The organism is Nitrosomonadales bacterium, assembly GCA_016716325.1.
Taxonomy (GTDB): Bacteria; Pseudomonadota; Gammaproteobacteria; order Burkholderiales; family Gallionellaceae; genus Gallionella.
This window is the reverse complement of sequence record JADJWO010000001.1, coordinates 1,577,302-1,597,739: the sequence shown is the minus strand read 5'-3', so window position 1 is coordinate 1,597,739 and position 20,438 is coordinate 1,577,302. Positions and strand designations below refer to the sequence as shown.

Annotated in this window: 15 protein-coding genes; 1 reads left to right on the top strand and 14 read right to left on the bottom strand. The window is 57.8% G+C overall.

Going from position 1 to position 20,438, the window contains the following annotated elements:
• Positions 1 to 4: 4 nt before the first annotated feature.
• The 3 genes from IPM27_07600 to IPM27_07590 form a co-directional block, all read right to left on the bottom strand.
• On the bottom strand, positions 5 to 2,272 hold the full coding sequence (locus IPM27_07600; protein ID MBK9161417.1) for a VWA domain-containing protein: 2,268 nt from the start codon (positions 2,270 to 2,272) through the stop codon (positions 5 to 7).
• A gap of 63 nt (positions 2,273 to 2,335) precedes the next feature.
• On the bottom strand, positions 2,336 to 3,139 hold the full coding sequence (locus tag IPM27_07595; protein ID MBK9161416.1) for a CbbQ/NirQ/NorQ/GpvN family protein: 804 nt from the start codon (positions 3,137 to 3,139) through the stop codon (positions 2,336 to 2,338).
• 114 nt (positions 3,140 to 3,253) lie between these two features.
• On the bottom strand, positions 3,254 to 4,666 hold the full coding sequence (locus tag IPM27_07590) for a ribulose-bisphosphate carboxylase (GenBank protein MBK9161415.1): 1,413 nt from the start codon (positions 4,664 to 4,666) through the stop codon (positions 3,254 to 3,256).
• Positions 4,667 to 4,833: 167 nt separating this feature from the next.
• Between IPM27_07590 and IPM27_07585 the strand changes: the two genes are divergently transcribed.
• On the top strand, positions 4,834 to 5,724 hold the full coding sequence (locus IPM27_07585; GenBank protein ID MBK9161414.1) for a LysR family transcriptional regulator: 891 nt from the start codon (positions 4,834 to 4,836) through the stop codon (positions 5,722 to 5,724).
• Between the two features lie 59 nt (positions 5,725 to 5,783).
• On the opposite strand, the gene IPM27_07580 is transcribed toward IPM27_07585, so the two are convergent.
• The 11 genes from IPM27_07580 to tkt all read right to left on the bottom strand — a co-directional run bounded on the left by IPM27_07580 (position 5,784) and on the right by tkt (position 20,401).
• Entirely contained in the window at positions 5,784 to 10,127 is a 4,344-nt protein-coding gene (locus IPM27_07580) for a hypothetical protein (GenBank protein ID MBK9161413.1), read from the bottom strand.
• A gap of 21 nt (positions 10,128 to 10,148) precedes the next feature.
• On the bottom strand, positions 10,149 to 10,781 hold the full coding sequence (locus IPM27_07575; GenBank protein MBK9161412.1) for a pilus assembly protein PilX: 633 nt from the start codon (positions 10,779 to 10,781) through the stop codon (positions 10,149 to 10,151).
• A complete protein-coding gene (locus tag IPM27_07570; GenBank protein MBK9161411.1) occupies positions 10,781 to 11,857 on the bottom strand; it encodes a PilW family protein in 1,077 nt (358 codons plus the stop codon). Before IPM27_07570 ends, IPM27_07575 begins: the two co-directional genes overlap by 1 nt.
• A gap of 16 nt (positions 11,858 to 11,873) precedes the next feature.
• On the bottom strand, positions 11,874 to 12,296 hold the full coding sequence (locus tag IPM27_07565) for a hypothetical protein (protein MBK9161410.1): 423 nt from the start codon (positions 12,294 to 12,296) through the stop codon (positions 11,874 to 11,876).
• A gap of 14 nt (positions 12,297 to 12,310) precedes the next feature.
• A complete protein-coding gene (locus IPM27_07560; GenBank protein ID MBK9161409.1) occupies positions 12,311 to 12,901 on the bottom strand; it encodes a GspH/FimT family pseudopilin in 591 nt (196 codons plus the stop codon).
• Positions 12,901 to 13,335, bottom strand: a complete 435-nt coding sequence (locus IPM27_07555; protein MBK9161408.1) for a prepilin-type N-terminal cleavage/methylation domain-containing protein — start codon at positions 13,333 to 13,335, stop codon at positions 12,901 to 12,903. Before IPM27_07555 ends, IPM27_07560 begins: the two co-directional genes overlap by 1 nt.
• A 183-nt stretch (positions 13,336 to 13,518) precedes the next feature.
• Positions 13,519 to 14,583, bottom strand: a complete 1,065-nt coding sequence (locus tag IPM27_07550) for a fructose-bisphosphate aldolase class II (GenBank protein MBK9161407.1) — start codon at positions 14,581 to 14,583, stop codon at positions 13,519 to 13,521.
• A gap of 56 nt (positions 14,584 to 14,639) precedes the next feature.
• The gene (pyk, locus tag IPM27_07545) at positions 14,640 to 16,088 is read right to left on the bottom strand and encodes a pyruvate kinase (GenBank protein MBK9161406.1); all 1,449 of its coding nucleotides are present in this window, start codon (positions 16,086 to 16,088) and stop codon (positions 14,640 to 14,642) included.
• Between the two features lie 15 nt (positions 16,089 to 16,103).
• Complete coding sequence (locus tag IPM27_07540) at positions 16,104 to 17,285, bottom strand: phosphoglycerate kinase (protein MBK9161405.1); 1,182 nt, start codon at positions 17,283 to 17,285, stop codon at positions 16,104 to 16,106.
• Between the two features lie 67 nt (positions 17,286 to 17,352).
• On the bottom strand, positions 17,353 to 18,354 hold the full coding sequence (gap, locus tag IPM27_07535) for a type I glyceraldehyde-3-phosphate dehydrogenase (GenBank protein MBK9161404.1): 1,002 nt from the start codon (positions 18,352 to 18,354) through the stop codon (positions 17,353 to 17,355).
• A 34-nt stretch (positions 18,355 to 18,388) separates the two neighbouring features.
• Positions 18,389 to 20,401 (bottom strand): transketolase, encoded by a 2,013-nt coding sequence (gene tkt / locus IPM27_07530; protein MBK9161403.1) that lies wholly within the window; start codon positions 20,399 to 20,401, stop codon positions 18,389 to 18,391.
• Between the last annotated feature and the right edge of the window lie 37 nt (positions 20,402 to 20,438).

Genomic DNA, 20,438 nt, shown 5'->3' with positions numbered 1-20,438 from the left:
ATGGCTATTTGGTCAATGAAATGAATAGTTCCGGCAATTTTTCCGGCAGGCGGTCGATATGATCGACAACGGTGTATTGCTTGCCGAAAATGTCCGACACATATTCGTCCGCCTTTGGGTCCAGTGTGATGCAATAACTGTAAATTCCGTCCCGATCCAGCTCGTTGACCGCCTGATGCGCATCTTCGATCAGCATGCGCTCATCCTTCGTATCGATGTCTGAAGGCTGGCCATCGGTGAGGATCAGCAGCAATTTCTTGTCGGCAGGCTGGGATTTCAAATAATGGCCGGCGTGGCGCATGGCCGCTCCCATGCGGGTCGACCAGGCCGCGTTCATCGCTGCCAGACGGCCTTTTACCTGATCGTCCCATTTTTCGTTATACCCCTTGATGTGCAGGAAGCGCACATCATGACGGGTATTCGAGTGGAAGCCCGAGATCGCAAATGGATCACCCAGATGATCCACAGCCCACGCCAGTAGTGACACGGCCTCCTGTGATAATTCCAGAATCGTCTGGCCCGTACCCTGCACTTTTTCGCCCAATGACTCGGAAAGATCAAGCACCAGGGATACGGCGATGTTGCGTCCGTCCGTGCGGTGGCTCATATTGATACGCGGGTCGGGTGACGAACCGCTCTTGTAGTCGATCAGCGAGCGAAGCGCCACATCCAGATCCAGCTCGGAACCTTCTTCCTGATAACGGATGCGCACCTTGTCCTGCGGCTTGATCATATCGAGGATCCGCTTCATGCGCTTGGCCAATGCAGCATGTTTTTCCAGCAGTCGGTCGATCTTGCCGGCACTGCCCCCGGGATGCAGCACTTCGTACACGCTCACCCAGTCAGGGCGATAGCTCTGGTTGGTGTAATCCCACTCGTCGTAATGGCGCGGAGGCAGTGAATGCAGTTCTTCTTCCTCCTTTTTCTTCTTGTCGAGATGCTCGAATGTGGTGTCCTCGTCATCGCCCTGTTCAATATAAATCCACAGATGACGATTATCGTCGCGATAATCCACTTCGGTATCCTGGAAATAGACGTTGGGTGAAAGATCCTGCTGTCTGCGCATGCGGGCAATAAACGCCAGGGCGAGGCTGGCCATATCAGGACTTTTGCTTTCGCCGTCTTTCATGGCTTCAAGGAAGCGATTGGCAAATTCCCGAATGTCGGCATTTTCGTATTGATAATCAGGATCCAGCATGGCACGCGACACCATGGCCAGCTTGATGCGGATGCTGGAAACCTCGGTGTTCTCCAGCAGGCTTTCATCCGGTATTGGATGCAGAGCAAGGAATAAACGCCTCAGGCCCGGGTACCTTCGCATGGCCAGATAATCGACCCGGCAATCCTCGAAAATCTCGACGCCCAGACGCTGGAACGGGCTCCAGTTGTCGACCACCATTTTGGTGCTCCAGCGCCGGTGTGCGGCCATGTGTGCCAAGGTTGCGCGATAACGGTCAATACCGCTGATGCCATCCATGTCGTCAAACACATCCGGCAACCGGATACCTTCTTCATCGTAGTAGGGCGCCGGCTTGGTCAGCTCATCAAAAGCCAGCGAATAGGGCACCAGTTGATCGTGATCGCTCCACAGGCCGCGCATATACATGTCAAGCTTGCGTTCATTATCGATGAGTAACGTGCCATGGCGCTCGCGCTGTAACACGGCTTTTGAATCGGCCGATTCCAGTGTGAAATACTCGATCTGACGTTCGGGATGATCGTTGTAATAACGGATACCGTATTCGATCCAGTTCTTGAAGCCTTCAATGGGTACCAGCGTCAGAACGCGTGGAGCCTGTTTGAGAAGATCGGGCAGGCCGGGGCTGGGGAATGTCGTATGGTGTCCGTGAACCGAGCCTGAAGTTCGATTCATCATGTCGCGCACGATCTCGACATACTTGGAGAACAACTTGCTGGTATGCAACGATCTGGCCACGGCACCGCTGGTTTGCAAGAACGGAACGATCGCCTTGAAATTGGTATGCGTGGACATGTAGTGTGCAAATTCGCGCAGATCGGCCAATGCCTGCTCGCCGACCAGGTCAGCGACACCCGGCGCTTCTTCCAGATAGACCAGCAAAGGTTCCGCGCCACGCCCCATCTTGCCGATAAAGCGTGCGTTCTCTATGTAAGAGTCAAGTCCTTCATTGGACAGCAGGGCTCTTGCTTCCCGCATGCATCCCTCAAAGACCGCTTCTACCTGGGAAAAATTACAGCCCAGCTCCTTCCAGTACCTTTCGAAGCTCTCGTTCTTCACGGCAGAATCAACCATCGATATCACCTCCAGGCAATGAGATCGTCATGCTTGTTGTGCTGACTTGGATTGCCGGTCTGTTTAGCCGAACGCAGCGTCGATCGCATGGTCGAGCGTATCCCGGATATCGGCATCGTCCGTGATCGGGCGAACCAGCGACATGCGACAGGCCGCTTTAGGATTGACCCCATTCCTGATCAGGGTGGCAGCGTAAACCAGCAGACGCGTTGAGATTCCCTCGTCAAGGCCATGCCCCTTCAGGTTGCGCGCGGCCTGGCCTATCAGGACCAGCTTGCCGCAAACCTCCATATCAAGGCCGGTTTCCTTGGACAGGATCTCCGCTTCCAGACTTGCTTCCGGATAATCGAATTCAAATCCGGTAAAGCGCTGTTTGGTGGATTGCTTCAAGTCCTTCATCAGGCTCTGGTAGCCCGGGTTGTAGGAGATCACCAGTTGGAAATCAGAATGCGCCTCGATCAACTCACCCTTCTTGTCCAGGGGTAACGTGCGGCGGTGGTCGGTCAGCGGGTGGATCACAACTGTCGTGTCCTGACGCGCCTCGACGATCTCATCCAGATAGCAGATCGCGCCGATGCGTGCTGCGGTAGTCAGCGGACCGTCCAGCCAGCGGGTGCCGTTGGCATCCAAAAGGTAGCGTCCAACCAGATCGGAGGCCGTCATATCCTCGTTACAGGCGACCGTGATCAACGGCTTGTTCAATTTCCATGCCATATATTCAATGAAACGCGATTTGCCACAACCGGTCGGCCCTTTGACCATCACGGGCAAACGCGCAGCATAGGCCGCTTCATACAGTTCTACTTCATCGCCCTGAGCCTGATAGAACGGCTCCTTGTGAACTTTGTATTGTTCTTTGCTATCCATTGTGAACTCCTTGGTTCGATGCAACCCCGCTTCTGTATTGCGGGATATTGCGTCTGGAATAAAACGCCCCCAACGTGTGGGGGCGCGTTATTTTTGCTTCGATACAGCCTGGGATTACTTATGAACGCCCAGCTTCTCGCGCCAGCCCGGGAAGTACTTGTCCGAATCTTTCGGGAACGACTCGAAGGCACGGGCGAATTCCTTGTGGGTCTTCGCGTACTCGATCGGGTCTGTTCCGGTCTTCCAGCACTCGTACGCCTGACCCAGAGAGATACCGCCAGCTGCCGGGCTGTCGATGTGGCCGAACGAGCCGCCGCCGCAGGTGTTGATCACGTTGCCGTGGCCCAGGTTCTTGAAGAAGCCTGGCAGACGCAGCGCGTTCATACCGCCGGAGATGATCGGTGCTGTCGGCTTCATGCCGTACCACTTCTGGTAGAAGTAAGGTCCTTGGCACTCGTCACGCTCGATCATGTACGCCAGTACGGTTTCCTTGGCGTGGCCTTCCATCTTGCCGTAGCCCATGGTGCCGGTGTGGATGCCGGAAGCGCCGGACAGACGTGCGATCTTCATGTAGCACAGCGGATCCATGCCCATCGGCGACTTGTAGGAAGTCACAGCACCGTGACCTGCGCGGTGGAAGTGCAGGAAGACGTCCGGGAACGCGCGGCGGGCTGTCGTTACACCTGCGGGGCCTGTCACGAAGCCGTCAACCAGGAAGGCGACATGCTTTTCGGAGCCGATCTTTGCGAACTCACTGAGGATGTACTCGCCACGCTTGATCATCTCGCCGTGGAAGTCAGCGGTCACGTTAGCCGAGAACAGCTTGGCCTGGCCGGTTTCCTGCTGAGCCTTGTCCATCGCTTGAACAACCTTGGGAATGACCACTTCCATCGGGCAGAAGACCTGGTTTGCTTGAGGCTCATCGTTCTTGATGAAGTCGCCACCCAGCCAGAAATCGTAACATGCCTTGGCAAACGGATCCGGACGCAGGCCCAGCTTGGGCTTGATGATGGTACCGGCGATGTAGCCGCCATCCACTTCAGGACGGCCCAGCACGCGCCACAGATCGGCGATACCAGCGCTTGGGCCATCGAACTTCTTGATCATGCACTCAGGCACCAGGAAGTCCAGCATGCGCAGGCCGACGTGATCACCCATACCCTGGTTGTTACCCAGGATCAGGGACCACATGTGAGAGATGTTGTAGTAGCCGTCGATCAGGTTCGGATCAAACAGATCGACCGGATAGGCGATCTTCATCAGACCGCCGCCCTTGACGGGGTCATCACCGAACGCAGTCTCGTCCACTTCATAAACCAGCGCGTCGACGCCACGGGTGAAGTCGTCGGTCGTGGAGACTTCCACGTTGGTACCGGTCGACGATTCGGCGGCCACGTGGGCAGCCACTTCCAGGAAGCCGTAGCCCTTGGCCGGTATCAGTTTATATGCGACAAGCAGGTGCTTGCCGCCCTTGATCAGATCCTCTTCCTTGAGGCTCAGATTTGCATAACGATTCGATTGATCCATTGCTTCCTCTCCTGTGTTTACGTTGAATATCAGAAACCACTACGCCTCTACAACGGTTGTCACTATAGAGGCCTCAAAGCATAAGGGATAGTCAATTGTTTTTATAGAGTCCATAAGAGTTGCTTATGGTTTAGAATGCCCACCTATAAATCAAACCTCGCTCACGCATGCTGCATCTTACTTTGCGACAACTTCAGGTTTTTGAAAAGGTGGCTGCCCACCTCAACCACTCGCGCGCCGCTGAGGAACTATACCTCTCGCAACCCGCCGTGTCCATGCAAATCAAGCAGCTCGAAGAGAATATCGGACTGCCGCTTTTCGAGCAGATGGGCAAGAAACTTTACCTGACCGAGGCGGGGCGCGAACTGTTCCACTATGCGCGGAATATCGGCCAGCAACTCGCTGAAATGAAATCGCTCTTCGATGAGATGAAAGGCCTGGGGCATGGCAGGCTGACCTTGTCGGTGGTCAACACCGCCAACTATTTCACGCCACAATTACTGGCGCGTTTCTGTCAGCAGCACCCCAATATCAACGTCATTCTGCAGGTTGCCAACCGCGATGCGGTGCTCAAGCAACTCGCCGACAACAACACCGATCTGGCCATCATGGGACAACCGCCGGACGGACTGGACATCAGCGCCGAGTCGTTCATGGACAATCCGCTGGTGGTCATCGCTGCGCCCGACCATCCGCTCGCCCGCCTCAAGCGCGTCAAGTTCGCGCAACTGGCGCAGGAAACCTTCCTGTCGCGTGAAATGGGCTCGGGTACGCGCAGCGCAATGGAACGCGTATTCGCAAAGCATCACATCCAGCCGCGCATCAGCATGGAGATGGAGACCAACGAGGCGATCAAGCAGGCCGTGCAGGCGGGCATGGGCCTCGGCATCCTGTCACTGCACAGCATCGAACTGGAACTGGAGACCGGACGACTCGTGGTACTTAACGTCGAGCATTTCCCGCTGCTACGCCACTGGTTTGTCGCGCACCGCAGCAACAAACGCCTGTCCGGCGCGGCGATGGCTTTCAAGAACTTCTTGCTTTCCGGCTTGCTATGAAACGCCTCTGCAAATGAAAAGAGCGGGCATTGCCCGCTCTTTTCCAGAATACCTAGCGCTTATTGGATCAATTCACGCCACGCCTTCCGTGTCACACCCCCACCCCCGCCGGTGGCGGTGGGCGTTTCCTGCGAAGTGATGTTGCCGCCGGTATCCGTGATGATCGTGATCACCTTGCCGGTCTGCAAACGGATCGTGTTCATACCCGCCACCATCGCATTGGAGGCGAGCCGCTTGCCGGCAGTTTGCAACGATGCCGTCGGAAGATACTGGCCGCTCTTGAAATCCAGATTGTAGAGGAACGAATAACCGCCCACCGTACAGGTGTTGGTACTCGGCACGTTGGTCGCAACGGTCAGCGAACCGAGTTGCAACTGCACATCGACGTTCACGCGCTCACCCGGCGAGCTGCCGGCCGGATCGAAATCCATGTACCAGCCGGACTTGGTTGACCAATTGACCGGGGTCGTGGATGTCGTACGCAACTGCTCGCCGCCGGGGCCGGTGAAATTGGTCAGTGTCTGCTCCACCAGCAGGCCGGTTGTCCTCGCCTGACCAAGCCCCACCGGAGACAAGGTATCCTTGATCGCATAGACCGATTGCTGATCCAGATTCCCCTTGTCGGATATGCCGAGATAGCGTCCCGTGCCGACCATCACCACCTGATAATCGACGCCACCGTAGGGTACGACGGTCAATTCAGGCTTCGTGGTAATGGATTGGACCCCCGCGCCGTTGATCGCCCCCAGCTCGGCCAGCAATACCGCCGTGCCGTTGGTCGAAACGGCCGCTGCGGGCGGCGTGGCCGAATCCAGCGTGAAGCGCCACAGATTGCCCAGCAGGTCGCCACCGTAGAAACGCAGGGCGGTATTGTCCGTGTCCGTAGTGACGACCACATTGATCTTCGCCAGACCGCTTGGCGACAAGGTGCTTCCAACCCCGGTTCCGATCTTTTCAAGCAGCGTGCCGTCATTGGCATTCAACACATAGAGATAGCCCTGGCCGTCACCGGGTAGCACGTTGTTATACCCGGAAGTGAGCACGACCACCCAGGTTCCGTCCTTGCGCTTGGCCACCAGCGGGTTGCCGAAACTGTATCCCAGGTCAGGGTCGTCTGCCGTGGTGAAATTCCACAGCGCCTTCGGTGCGGCGGGATCGGTCACGTCCAGTGCGTAATAACCACGGCCGCCGGCGTTCAATCCGCCCACCAGGATGGTCTTCCATTCGGTATCGGCACATGTCGCGGCAGGCGCATTGGGACAGATATCCGCGACTGTCGGTGAACCGTCCACATAATAATGGTGGTTGGCCTTGTAGTTCTCGTCTGCCAGGCGGTACATGTTGTTCATCACCATCGGCGGGATGTACGCCCATTGCTCCTGACCGGTATCGCCGTTGAATGCATGCACCATGCCGTCGTTGGCTGCCACATAGACCGTCGGGGTCCGGCTCGCCTGTACCGTGTCCCGGAACGACACATAGCCGGCATCCACGTACTTGAACGGCGGCTTTCTGACATAGACCGGCTGGGACGTGACCATGTCGCCCAGCACGTGTTCGCGGGTGCGGTAGATCGTGCCTTCGTTGCCTTTCTGTCCGCGCAGGAAATTGACCAGATTGGCGCCGGATGCATCCGTCGCATTGGTGGTGCTGTTGGTCGAGTCGTCGGAGATCAGCGTCGGACATTGCGACAGTTTCATCGGCACGGTACACATGTCGGCGAAATAGGCTTTTTCGGTCGCACTCAGGCTGGCGTAGAGGAACGGCTTCAGGTTGTTGGCGGTACTTCCGTCGTAGGTGTAGATGGTGCGCGTATCGGTCGTCGTCCCCACCTTGACGTCCAGCAGCGGCTGCGCCGTCCAGATCGGGTCTGCCGAAACGTCACCGGTCTGCGGGTCGATGGTCTTGGCCTGCAGGTCGCCGTCCCAGTAGTTGGTGCGGTACAGCGCGATGAACAGGAAGTTGTCGCCCGCCACCGGCTCCAGGTTACTGGTCGCCGCTGCGGCAGCAGAACCGGTGCGCGCCGTGACGCCGGACAGCGCATTGCTGATCCCGCTCACCAGGGTGCCCGGATCGCGCGCGCTGTAATAGACGCCGCGCCCGTCGACCGCGGCATGCCACAGGTCGTCGATCCGCTCCGCTCCGCTATTGGAGATCGGGTCAGGCCAGTTCTTGGTGCCCTGCTTGATCGCGTTGAAATCGGCCGAGCCGCCCGACAGATAGTTGTCGGCATAGCCCAGCGTACCGTCCACGCCCAGCCCCAGCGTGAAGGTCGTCATGTGCTGCTGCTGGTTGACGTCGTCGCCGCTGCCCGGCACGTTGTTCTCGCATACGTCGGTGCCCAGCCCGCCGGTGCAATTGCCGAGCGCAGTGGTACGCAGATCGGTCTGGTAGTAGTACATCGCCACGTCCGCGAGGGAATCCGAAGTCCCCCCCGTGCCGGCGGTGCAGGTGGTCGTGGTGTAATTGTTGGATGCATCCGGCAGGGCCGCGACACAGGACGTGGTGGTGGTCGGGCCGGTCGTCACGGTATCGCACGATGTCGTCACGTAGCTGTTGCCCGAAGTGGGCGCCTCGGGCGTACAGGAAGCCACCGGGGTCGGCGCCAGGACTGAAGTCGTGGTACAGGTGCGGGTCAGCCAGTTATTGCTTACTGAAGCTGTCTGCGGCGTGCACGAGGAGACATAGGTCGGTCCCGTGGTGTTCGTCTGGCAGGTGGTGGTTGCGCCCCCCGAAGTGCCCGCCGTGCAGGCGTCCGTGCCGACCCAACCGGTATCGGCGATCTGGCAGGTGATGGTCTGCCCGTTGGTCGGACCCGAGGCCGTGCAGGAAGTCACGTTCACCCAGCCGGTATCGGTCGTCTGGCAGGAAACGGTCGCGGAAGGTGTGCAACTGGACACATTGCTCCATGCCCCCAGGTTGGTCTGACAATCCACTGACGATGAGCCGCTCCAATAATCCGTACCATCATTGGTCGGGGTGCATGAAGCACTGTTCACCCAGTTCTGGATGAGCCGGCAGTCTTTCCGGCTACTACCGCTGTCGTCTATCACGCAACCGGTGGCGCTGGACCATGAGCTCCAGGTACTGCCGGAATTGCTCGAGGTTCTTTTTTCCAGACTGCCGGTCACGCATTGATCCTGTTGTGAGCCGCTGGAATCTATGGAGCAACTGTTCTTGTCATTCCAGTCCTCCCATGTGACACCGGAATCATAGGAGCGCAGGCGATACAGTTGACCGGTCACCTTCTGGTTTGAACCGCTGGCCTGCTGGATCTGTTGGGTGCGTTGCTGGATCTGGGTCGTCCGGTATTGCAACTGGCTGGTGGACTCGGATATCTTGTCCTGCCGTTTCTTTGTCTGGCTGGTCGATTTCTGCTGGCTCGCGCCGTCGTACAGGGGACGCGGCGCGGCGCCATCCTGCTGGCCGACATTGGTGCTGCCATTGAGCTTGTCCGGACCGTAACTGCTGGATTCATTGTTGGTGTTCCAGTAACCGTCGGTGGACAGGATGGTGAAGTTCTGCTGGCAGGAATACTGCACCGGGTCGTTCGCGCCGGTCAGCAACTGGCCGCCATAGATACGGCCCGCCTTGGCCAAGGCTGCGCGCAGTGGCGTAGCACTGATGGTCTGCGCATCGTACAGTTTCTTGTACCATTTCTCCTTCTGGCCGGTGCCGTCGCCGACATAATTGAAATCGGCAATGTTCAGGAACCGCGCATCCGTGGAACTCACTCCCGTGTAGCTGATGGTCGTAAAGCCCACCCGGAAGCTGCTGTCTATGTCCTTGAACGCCTGGCCGGCCGCCGTTTTCATGGTGGCCAAGCGGTCACGGTAATAGCTGTACCAGTTGGCGAAATTCTCGCGCTCGTCGGGATTCGCTGCCGGTCCCGATGTCGTACTGACAACCACCTTGGTATAACTGCCGTCGGAATAGCAGGTGCCGCGGACCGGCGTAGCCGGGGTCGCCCCGGTATATTTATAGTAGTAAGCCGGCTGGTCCGAGCTGTCGCTGCCGGTCCGGAACTGGCTGGCCAGGTTCTTGGTCGTTGCGCCAGTGGTAAAGCCGTCCGTCGATGCGGCGGTAAAAACGGAGTTCGGATAGGAGGATCCGTCCGCATATACCGGCGGCGAATAGGTGATGTCGGGGTTGTAATAGACGCCGTTGTAGTAGGCATTGCGATAACAGAACTTGCTCTTGTTGTTGTTGACCGAGTCCGGCAGGTATTCCCAACCCATACTGCCGGAATCGTCCAGGATGAACAGCACGTTCGGCTTGACCGACGAGACCCCCCCGGAGGCCAGCGGCGAATTGGAAATATCCGTCAGCGCCGCCTGTGCATTCATGCTCAACCCCAGCAGCAACGCAAGACCCAGCGGCGCAGTTTTAAGGGTGGTTTTCATATGTCCTCCTGCCGTAATAGGCTAGAAAAATACAATGGTTTCGACAAAACTGGTGGTGTTGCGCGGCCCGCGGACACGCGTGGTGATCCGGTAATATTCCACTTGCACCTCGCCGCTCAGGCCGCCCTTGGTGGTGTAGTCCTTGGCGCCGGAACTGGTGCCTGCGACCGTTGTCGCCGTGGAGGCGCAATTGTTCGCCAGCCCGGCTGCCGGGCAGAGCCGGTGTATCACGTACCTGGCCTCGTAGCCGGCCGCATTGGCGGCGATCAAAGGCGACGGTTCGATGCAGGCGGGCACCGCGAGTCCGCCGCAATTATCCTTGTCCCAGTCGACCCTGGGACGGGTCAGGTCGCCGCTGTTGCCGGTCATGTCCAGCGTTTCCTGGCTGGTCGCGTAATACCCGCTGGAAGGGATGTCCGCTTGTGATGCGGCCACTCCCGCGATTGCCGACAGCCAGTTGATGGCGGCTTCGGTTCCGGAATCGCCGGCCAGAACGGCTCCCTGCTTGAAGGCCATGTTGCCGGCCACGACGTTGCCGGTATCGACCGAGCGGATCAGCGCGATCGCGGCCAGGGTCATCGCAACCAGCGCGATCAACGTGATGATCAGCACCACGCCTCTCTGCCGCCCGGCGTTTATATTTTGTTTTTTCATTAGCTGTTTCTCCAGAGCATGTTGCGCAATGGCACGATTGTTTCAAAAGTCTTGTAGCGATAGCACATCCAGTTGGCGTCTGCCGCTAGATTGATGACTCCTCCAGCCCAAGACGGGCCAACTGTAGTGGTGTCGCAAACACCTGTTGCCGGATTCGGTTTTTCCATCAGGCCGTTGCGTGCGACGATGGCAAAACGGATCGCATAGATCCGGTTGACGTCTCCTGCGTCGCCTACCGTACCGCTCGCGTCGGCGTCGATCATGGCGGCGCTCCAGGTATCGACCTGTGAGTCCGTCTGCACGCCGGCACGCGTGTCGAAACCGTATTGCGCCTGCAGGCTCGCCACATCCGAGGAGATGATCTGGGAATTATTGGTATTCGTTGCGGAGATGTAATCCGTCAGCACCAGATTGTTGTTCGCATCCACCGAGTAGGTGTGGGACAACAGGCTGCCGACGTTCATCAGCAATGCATCGGTCGAGAAGGTGGCGGGGAATATCGCTGTATTGCCGTTCCAGCTACCCGCAGCATGTATGACAGGATTCAGCACCGGGTCTGCGTTATCGACCTGGAACAGGGTGCAGTTGGGCGGCGTGCTTCCTTCGTAGGCAATGAGCAGGTCGCCTTGCGACATGCCCAGCGTGGCGCTGACGTTGATCTGCGTGTCGGCCTGGTTGTGTATCGCGATGACTCTGACCGGCAGGCTCCAGCTGGATTTGTTCCCGGAAAGGACGGTGATGCTGTCCGTCGACCCGCCTGCTCCGTCCACAATGGTTGCGGGGGCCAGCATCAGATCGGCCAGCGCCGCGTTGTTGAACGACCTTTTCAACGCGCAGCCTGTCGCCTCGCCCAGCCCATATCCCGACATGCGGATGTCGCGCTCGATGATGTAGAGACTCACACCTCCATTGGTCTGCGCGTCCGAACCGCCTGTGGTAGTTCTTTTCTGGCCTTCGAACGTGGCGAACACCTGCATCACGATAATGGTACTCAGCAAACCGATGACCATGCCGACCATGATCTCAACCAGGCTGAAACCGCTGTTCCGATGTCTGTTCTGAATGATGGGTGACATGTGCGCCTTCTTCCGTCTAGTTTCTGATCACTGCAATGGCGGTGTAATTGTGCGAGGCGGCCTCGTCCGGTGCCTGCCAGAACACCGTGACGCTCGCATTGTTGTCCGCGTCGATGGCGATGGTCGGCGCATTCGCGGGCACTCCCGCAACACCCGGCAGCGTCTGCGCGACTGAACTTGCCCAGGCGATATAACCCGCGCCGGCCTGGCTGCCGAAATTGGCAACGAGGGCGGCATTTGATTTGTCTGCGACCCACATCTGACCGATCGCCTGATTGGCAAGCAAGCTGGCGTCGGTTCGATATTTCGCCAGTGCGACGTTCTTGATCGACGCGGCCTGCAGGCCGATGATGGCCAGGATTCCGATCGAAAACAGCAGCATTGCGATTAATGCCTCCAGGATCACTGCGCCCCGTTGCCTGTTCTCGAGTGATTTCATAGTTCGCATCCTCATCATGCACAGCCTTGCGGATTGGTCGCGCGCGGCAACGCCGGATCGCACATGCGCACTTGGCCGCCGACCTCGACCACGATCACCATGCGTCTGGCATTGGCATTGGCCGCATTCATCACGTCAATCCGGGAAATGTCGGCGCCGATGTTGGCGACAGGCATGCGTCCGATCCCGTCGAACGTGACGCCTGCGGGCAATCCGTTACCGATCGTGAGCGGCACATCGAAATGATTGGCGGGGATGGGGGCGGGGAGTGCTGCCACGCTTACACCTACACGGGCATTCTTGCCGGCCTCGTTGCTGTAGCTCTGGATGTTCGCCGGGCAATCTGCCGTCACCGTGACGCAGCCTACCGTCCAGGACACGACCCCAGTGGCGTCCGTCAGATCGAGGCGCACGTTTGTATTGCGTCTTACCGCTTCGGTGCGCGCCAGTTGCAAACCATTCAGTATCGATTCCGCCGCACCTCTGGTCTGGATGTTTTGCGTCCACAGGTTAAACGCGGGCATGCCCATGGTCATGAGCAGGCCCATGATCACGATCGCGATCAGCAATTCGATCATGGTCACGCCGCGTTGTTTGCGCTCCATCAGCATGTCTGGCCTTGTTTGGTGAGCCAGCAGTTTGCCGGGATTCCTGTCCAGTCTGCCGGCGCATCGTCAGTCACTTTGGTATTGTTCTGGTCGATGGTGTAGATGAAATCGCCCACCCCCTCGGCTGCCACGCCTGTCGCACGCGCCGTAAATGCAGAGGCCGTCAGGATAGGGCAGTCGTAGGTGAAATATTTGGTGCCTGTCGGCAAAGGCGCCACAGTACCGGCAGTACACCCTCCCTCATAAGTTCGGCTATCCTGATAGTATTGCTCGAGTTTCACGCGCATCGCCGCAAGCTCTGTCATTGCTTCGGTCAATTTGCCGCGCTGCACATAGTTACCGTATGCCGGCACGGCAACGGCTGCCAGAATCGCAACGATGGCGACTACCACCATCAGTTCTACCAATGTGAATCCCTTCTGTTTGTTCATGATTTTCTCCTTAGTCGACTGAGTGCGGATGTTAGACATCTCGTTCTGCCGCTTCCAGCGACGTCCGACCAGAGGAAGGTCATTACTGACAAGCGGTTTCACCTAATGGCCAGACGGTTTTTGATTCATGAAAAAAGAAAGCGGCCCGAAGGGCCGCTTTCCTGTTTGCTGCTCTAATGCAAGTTACTTGATGACTGCGTTCAACTCACCCTTGCTGTAGCGGGTCGCCATCGAGTCCAGCGAGATCGGCTTGATCTTCCCGGCCATACCTGCGGATCCGAAGGCTTCGTAACGAGCCTTGCAGATCGCGCGCATCGCCTTGGTGGTTTCAGCAAGGAACTTGCGTGGATCGAAGTCCTTGGGATTCTGCGACAGATAGCGACGGGTCGAGCCGGTGGAAGCCATGCGCAGGTCGGTATCGATGTTCACCTTGCGTACGCCGTGCTTGATGCCTTCGACGATCTCTTCGACCGGTACACCGTAGGTCTGGGGCATCGCACCGCCGAACTGGTTGATGATCTCCAGCCATTCCTGCGGCACCGAGGATGAACCGTGCATCACCAGGTGGGTGTTGGGGATGCGCGCATGGATCTCCTTGATGCGGCTGATCGCCAGCGTGTCGCCAGTGGGCGGCTTGGTGAACTTGTACGCGCCATGTGAAGTGCCGATGGCGATCGCCAAAGCGTCTACCTGGGTCAACTTGACGAATTCGGCGGCTTCATCAGGATCGGTCAGCAGTTGGTCGTGGCTCAGTTCGCCTTCTGCGCCGTGACCGTCTTCCTTCTCACCCATACCGCTTTCCAGCGAGCCCAGACAGCCCAGTTCACCTTCGACGGAGACACCGACTGCATGTGACATGTTCACGACACTGCGGGTGATGTTGACGTTGTAATCGAAGGAGGAAGGTGTCTTGCCATCGGTCATCAGCGAGCCGTCCATCATCACGCTGGAAAAGCCGGAACGAATGGCGTTGATGCAGACCGCTTCGGAGGCGCCGTGATCCTGGTGCATGACGACAGGGATGTGCGGATACATTTCCACAGCAGCTTCGATGAGGTGGCGCAGGAACGGCTCACCCGCATATTTGCGCGCGCCTGCCGAGCCTTGCATGATCACCGGGCTGTTGCATTCGTCGGCCGCCTCCATGATGGCCTTGACCTGCTCCAGATTGTTCACGTTGAACGCGGGCAGGCCATAACCGTTTTCCGCCGCATGATCGAGTAGTTGACGTAGGGATACAAGTGCCATTTTTTCCTCCTGATTAAATGAAAATACTGATTCGTACTGCTGCTTCTGTCATAACTTTATTGGATGCTGTTCTTGCGGTGATCGCCCACCCTCACGATTTTCATCGTGTTGGTATGCCCAGATTTGCCCACGGCTTCTCCTACGGTCACCACGACCAGGTCACCTTCTTCCAGATAACCCATTTTCACCAGCTGCAGTTCGGCATCAATCAGCTCCTGTGAAGTCTTTCTCACCGAGCTTGGAAACAGTACCGGATGCACACCGCTGAACAAGGTTACCTTGGTAAGCGTCTCCGGCACCGGGGTCAAGGCGAAGATCGGCACGCCCGCGTTGACACGTGACATCCACAAGGCGGTAGACCCGGATTGCGTCATGGCCACGATCGCTTTCACGTTGAAATGCGAAGCGGCGAACAAAGCCGACATCGCAATGGACTGGTCGATGCGCAAGAAGCTCTGGTTTGTACTACGACAGTCGATGGCATTGTCCTCGGCTTCGCGCTCGGCCTTGCTGCAGATGCGCGCCATCGCTTCGATGGTTTCAACCGGATAATCGCCAACGGCCGTTTCGGCCGACAGCATCACCGCATCTGTTCCATCCAGAACCGCGTTGGCCACATCAGAAACCTCGGCGCGCGTCGGGATTGGATGGGTGATCATCGACTCCATCATCTGGGTCGCTGTGATGACCAGCCGGTTCTTGGCACGCGCCATCTTGATCATGCGCTTCTGCAGTCCCGGTACCGCCGCGTCGCCCACCTCCACACTCAAGTCTCCGCGCGCCACCATGATGGCGTCGGATGCATCGATGATGTCGTCCAGCACGGGGATGGCTTCGGCACGTTCGATCTTGGCCATCAGCATGCTTTTCCCACCTGCGGCCTCCATCAGTTCACGCGCATAGCGCATGTCATCGCCGGTACGCGGAAAGGATATCGCCAGATAGTCGGCCTTGATCATTGCGGCCGTCTTGATATCTTCCTTGTCCTTGTCGGTCAGCGCCGGCGCGGTCAGGCCGCCGCCCTTGCGGTTGATGCCCTTGTTGTTGGAAAGCACGCCCCCGCGAATGACCGTACAGACGACTTCCTGCCCCCGGACTTCGACCACCTCGAATTCCAGCATGCCGTCGTTCAGCAACAAGATGGAGCCCTGGCTTACATCCTTGGGCAGATCCTTGTAGTCGAGTCCGACACGTTCCTGATTGCCGTTTCCTTCCAGCGCGGCATCCAGAATGAAGGTCGCGCCTTTTTTCAGCACGATCTTGTCGTTCTCGAATTTGCGCACACGGATCTTGGGCCCCTGCAGATCGGCCAGGATACCCACGGTACGACCCACAGCAAGCGCTGCAGCCCGGACCGTTTCCGCCCGTTCCATATGATCCTGTGCCGAGCCATGTGAAAAATTCATCCGCACCAGATCGACTCCGGCGCGGATCATTTGTTCCAATACCTTCTGGTCGCTGGAGGCGGGCCCCAGCGTTGCAACTATTTTGGTTCTGCGCAGCATGTAATTCCTGGTTGGTTATTGTTTGGCGCGCTCTTCCAGAATCGCCACGGCAGGCAAGGTCTTGCCTTCGAGGAATTCAAGGAAAGCACCGCCCGCGGTAGAAATGTAGGACACCTTGTCATAGATATCGTATTTCTGGATTGCCGCAATCGTGTCGCCGCCACCCGCGAGGGTGAACGCCTTGGTTTCGGCAATCGCCTTGGCAATGGTCTTGGTACCATCACCGAACTGGTCGAATTCGAACACGCCAACGGGGCCGTTCCATACCACGGTACCCGCCTTCATGATGATGTCGGCCAGTTCCTGAGCTGACTTGGGACCGATGTCGAAGATCATGTCGTCATCCGCCACTTCGCCCACATTCTTCAGCACGGCCGGTTCATTGGCGTCGAATTTCTTGCCGCACACCACGTCCACGGCGATGGGAATATTGGCGCCGCGCTGTTTCATTTTTTCGATCAGCGCTTGAGCAGTCGGAACCAGATCACCTTCGCACAAAGACTTGCCGACGTTACCGCCGGTCGCCTTGATGAAGGTGTTGGCGATACCACCGCCCACTACCAGCTGTTCGCACTTCTCGGACAACGACTCCAGCACGGTCAGCTTGGTGGAGACCTTGGAGCCACCGACGATGGCAACCATCGGACGTGCAGGGCTCAACAGCGCCTTGGTCAGGGCCTCGAGTTCTTCAGTTAGCAGGATACCCGCAGCCGCCACGGGTGCAAACTTGGCGACACCGTGAGTCGATGCCTCGGCGCGGTGCGCGGTACCGAACGCGTCCATCACAAACACATCGCACAGTGCAGCGTATTTCTTCGACAGTTCGTCGTTGCTCTTTTTCTCGCCCTTGTTGAAACGGCAGTTCTCCAGCAGCACCAGTTCGCCATCGGCAACACTGAAACCGCCATCCACCCAATCCTTGATCAGGCGCACGGGCTTGCCCAGTTTATTGGCAATGGTGTCAGCCACAGGCTTAAGCGAGTTTTCTTCGGAATAAACACCTTCTTCCGGGCGGCCCAAATGGGAAGTCACCATAACTTTTGCGCCGGCATTCAGTGCGGCGTTGATGGTTGCCATGGAAGCAGTAATCCGCGCATCGGAAGTTACCTTGCCGTCTTTGACGGGGACGTTCAGGTCGGAACGGATCAGGACGCGCTTGCCCTTGAGATCCAGGTCGGTCATTTTGATCACAGACATGATTTTTCCTTATATACAGACGATAGAAGCTGAAAGGGCTGGCACAGCCAGCCCTTGTCTTTGTGGATTACTTGGCTACATGCAATGCGAAACGCATCATGTTGCAGGTGTACCCGTACTCGTTGTCGTACCAGGCAACGATCTTCACGAAAGTGCCGTCCAGTGCAATACCGGCTTCGGAATCGAAGATCGACGAATAGCCGCAACCGCGGAAGTCGGTCGAAACCACCTTCTCGTCGGTGTAACCCAGCGTCTTGCTGATGTCGCCATTCTGCGATGCCGCCTTCATTGCCGCGCAGATGTCTTCGTACTTGGCTTCCTTGTTCAACTCGACGGTCAGGTCGACCACGGAAACGTCGGAAGTCGGCACGCGGAACGCCATGCCGGTCAGCTTGCCATTCAGCTCTGGCAACACTTTGCCTACCGCCTTGGCTGCGCCAGTGGAGGAGGGGATGATGTTCTCCAGAATGCCGCGGCCGCCGCGCCAGTCTTTCTTGGACGGACCGTCAACAGTTTTCTGGGTCGCTGTGGCAGCATGCACGGTGGTCATCAGGCCGCGCTTGATGCCCCAGTTGTCGTTCAGCACTTTGGCGACCGGTGCCAGACAGTTGGTGGTGCAGGAAGCGGCAGAAACGATGGCTTCGCCCTTGTAGGCGGTGTGATTCACGCCGTACACGAACATCGGGGTCTTGTCCTTGGAAGGAGCGGAGATCACGACCTTCTTTGCGCCTGCTGCGAGGTGCTTCTTGCAGCCTTCTTCGTCCAGGAAGAAACCGGTACATTCCAGAACCAGTTCAGCACCGACTTCGGTCCACTTCAGGTTTGTCGGGTCAGTTTCGGCAGTCAGGCGGATTTTCTTGCCGTTCACCACCATGCTGTTGCCTTCAACCTTGATATCACCCTTGAAATTGCCATGCACGGAGTCGTATTTCAGCATGTATGCCAGATAGTCCGCGTCCAGCAGGTCGTTGATAGCGACCACTTCAAATTCCGGAAAGTCCTTTGCAATTGCGCGGAACGCCATGCGGCCGATACGACCGAAACCATTGATGCCAACTTTGATAGCCATTGCTTTTCTCCCGTTTAGTAATTAAAGGTGTTATTTACAGTACGCTTTTCACGGCCTTGACGACATTCTCCGTCGTGAAGCCGAAGTGCTTGAACAGTTCGGGGGCCGGAGCGGATTCGCCGAAGGTATCCATGCCGACCACAGCACCGTCCAGCACGTACTTGTACCAACCGCCGGTCACGCCAGCCTCGACCGCGACGCGCTTGACGCCCTTGGGCAATACGCTGTCCTTGTAGGCCTGATCCTGCTTGTCGAACACATTGGTCGACGGCATAGAAACCACCCGTACATTGACCCCTTCCGCCGCCAACGCCGTCTGTGCGCTCAATGCCAGCGACACTTCGGAACCGGTAGCGATGATCACGGCCTGCGGCTTTCCACCCGCTGCTTCGGACAGAACATATGCACCCTTGCGGATGTTGGCGATCTGCGCCGCATCACGCTTCTGGAACGCCAGATTCTGGCGGCTGAAGATCAGGCTGGAAGGACCGTCGGTGCGCTCGACTGCAGCAACCCATGCCACGGCGGACTCAACGGTGTCGCACGGACGCCAGACCTCCATGTTGGGGATGTAACGCAGCGTGGCAGTCTGCTCGACCGGCTGGTGGGTCGGACCGTCTTCGCCCAGACCGATGGAGTCGTGGGTGAACACATAGATCACGCGCTGTTTCATCAGCGCCGACATGCGCAATGCATTGCGGGCATATTCGGAGAACATCAGGAAGGTGCCGCCGAACGGCAGGAAACCGCCGTGCAGTGCCATACCGTTCATGATGTGCGACATACCGAACTCGCGCACGCCATAGCTGATGTAGTTGCCGGGCTTTTTGCCGGAAACATGGTGCGCGCCCGTCCAGTTGGTCAGATTGGAACCGGTCAGGTCGGCAGATCCACCAAGGAACTCCGGTAACGCAGGTTGCAATCCGTTAATGGCGTTTTGCGATGCTTTGCGTGTGGCAACGGTCTCCGCCTTTTCGTTGGTCTTGGCGATGAACTCGGCTGCATGGGCCGCCCAGTTGGCCGGCAGTTCACCCTTGACGCGGCGTTCGAACTCGGCAGCTTCTTTCGGAAATGCTTTTTTGTATTCGGCGAACTTGTTGTTCCACAGCTTTTCCAGCCCTTCGCCTTTGGTGCGCGCATCCCATGCCTCGTAGACATGTGCGGGAATCTCGAACGGAGGATATTTCCAGCCGATATGCTCACGGGTCGCGGCGACTTCTGCATCGCCCAGTGCAGCGCCGTGCACGTCGTGTGTGCCTTCCTTGTTGGGGGAACCCGCGCCGATAACGGTCTTGCAACAGATCAGTGTCGGCTTGTCAGTGACTGCATGCGCAGCCTTGATGGCAGCGTCGATCGCCTCGGGATCATGACCCTGCACGTCGGCGATGACATGCCAGCCATAGGCTTCGAAACGCTTGGCTGTGTCGTCTGTATACCAACCGTCTATGTGGCCGTCGATGGAAATGTTGTTGTCATCCCAGAACGCGGTCAGCTTGCCCAGCCCCCAGGTACCCGCCAGTGCACAGGCCTCATGCGAGATGCCCTCCATCATGCAGCCGTCGCCCAGAAATACGTAGGTATTATGGTTGACGATCTCGTGGCCGGGCTTGTTGAATTCATTGGCCAGCAGCTTCTCGGCCATCGCCATACCCACTGCATTAGTGATACCCTGACCGAGCGGACCTCCGGTAGTTTCCACACCAGGGGTATAACCGTACTCAGGGTGTCCCGGAGTCTTGGAATGCATCTGGCGGAAACGCTTCAGCTCGTCGATCGGGAGGTCGTAGCCGGACAGGTGCAGCAGTGCATAGACCAGCATCGAGCCATGGCCGTTGGACAGGATGAAACGGTCGCGATCGGGCCATTTCGGGTTGGCCGGATTGTGACGCAGATAACGGTTCCACAGCACATCGGCGATTTCCGCCATGCCCATCGGAGCTCCCGGGTGACCGGAATTAGCTTTCTGGACGGCATCGACTGCCAGCATGCGGATTGCGCCTGTGATGTCGTTGTATTTTGGTGGGGTTACATTACGCGCTGCTGACATTTCCGATGCCTCCTGAAATTTTTTTGGGATTATTGAG

Excerpts from the sequence above, each read along its gene's own strand:
- gap (MBK9161404.1), bottom strand. The coding sequence starts at position 18,354 with ATGGCTATCAAAGTTGGCATCAATGGTTTCGGTCGTATCGGCCGCATG.
- IPM27_07600 (MBK9161417.1), bottom strand. The coding sequence starts at position 2,272 with ATGGTTGATTCTGCCGTGAAGAACGAGAGCTTCGAAAGGTACTGGAAG.
- IPM27_07540 (MBK9161405.1), bottom strand. The coding sequence starts at position 17,285 with ATGTCTGTGATCAAAATGACCGACCTGGATCTCAAGGGCAAGCGCGTC.
- IPM27_07590 (MBK9161415.1), bottom strand. The coding sequence starts at position 4,666 with ATGGATCAATCGAATCGTTATGCAAATCTGAGCCTCAAGGAAGAGGAT.
- IPM27_07580 (MBK9161413.1), bottom strand. The coding sequence starts at position 10,127 with ATGAAAACCACCCTTAAAACTGCGCCGCTGGGTCTTGCGTTGCTGCTG.
- IPM27_07560 (MBK9161409.1), bottom strand. The coding sequence starts at position 12,901 with ATGGAGCGCAAACAACGCGGCGTGACCATGATCGAATTGCTGATCGCG.
- pyk (MBK9161406.1), bottom strand. The coding sequence starts at position 16,088 with ATGCTGCGCAGAACCAAAATAGTTGCAACGCTGGGGCCCGCCTCCAGC.
- IPM27_07550 (MBK9161407.1), bottom strand. The coding sequence starts at position 14,583 with ATGGCACTTGTATCCCTACGTCAACTACTCGATCATGCGGCGGAAAAC.
- IPM27_07575 (MBK9161412.1), bottom strand. The coding sequence starts at position 10,781 with ATGAAAAAACAAAATATAAACGCCGGGCGGCAGAGAGGCGTGGTGCTG.
- IPM27_07555 (MBK9161408.1), bottom strand. The coding sequence starts at position 13,335 with ATGAACAAACAGAAGGGATTCACATTGGTAGAACTGATGGTGGTAGTC.
- IPM27_07585 (MBK9161414.1), top strand. The coding sequence starts at position 4,834 with ATGCTGCATCTTACTTTGCGACAACTTCAGGTTTTTGAAAAGGTGGCT.
- tkt (MBK9161403.1), bottom strand. The coding sequence starts at position 20,401 with ATGTCAGCAGCGCGTAATGTAACCCCACCAAAATACAACGACATCACA.
- IPM27_07595 (MBK9161416.1), bottom strand. The coding sequence starts at position 3,139 with ATGGATAGCAAAGAACAATACAAAGTTCACAAGGAGCCGTTCTATCAG.
- IPM27_07570 (MBK9161411.1), bottom strand. The coding sequence starts at position 11,857 with ATGTCACCCATCATTCAGAACAGACATCGGAACAGCGGTTTCAGCCTG.
- IPM27_07565 (MBK9161410.1), bottom strand. The coding sequence starts at position 12,296 with ATGAAATCACTCGAGAACAGGCAACGGGGCGCAGTGATCCTGGAGGCA.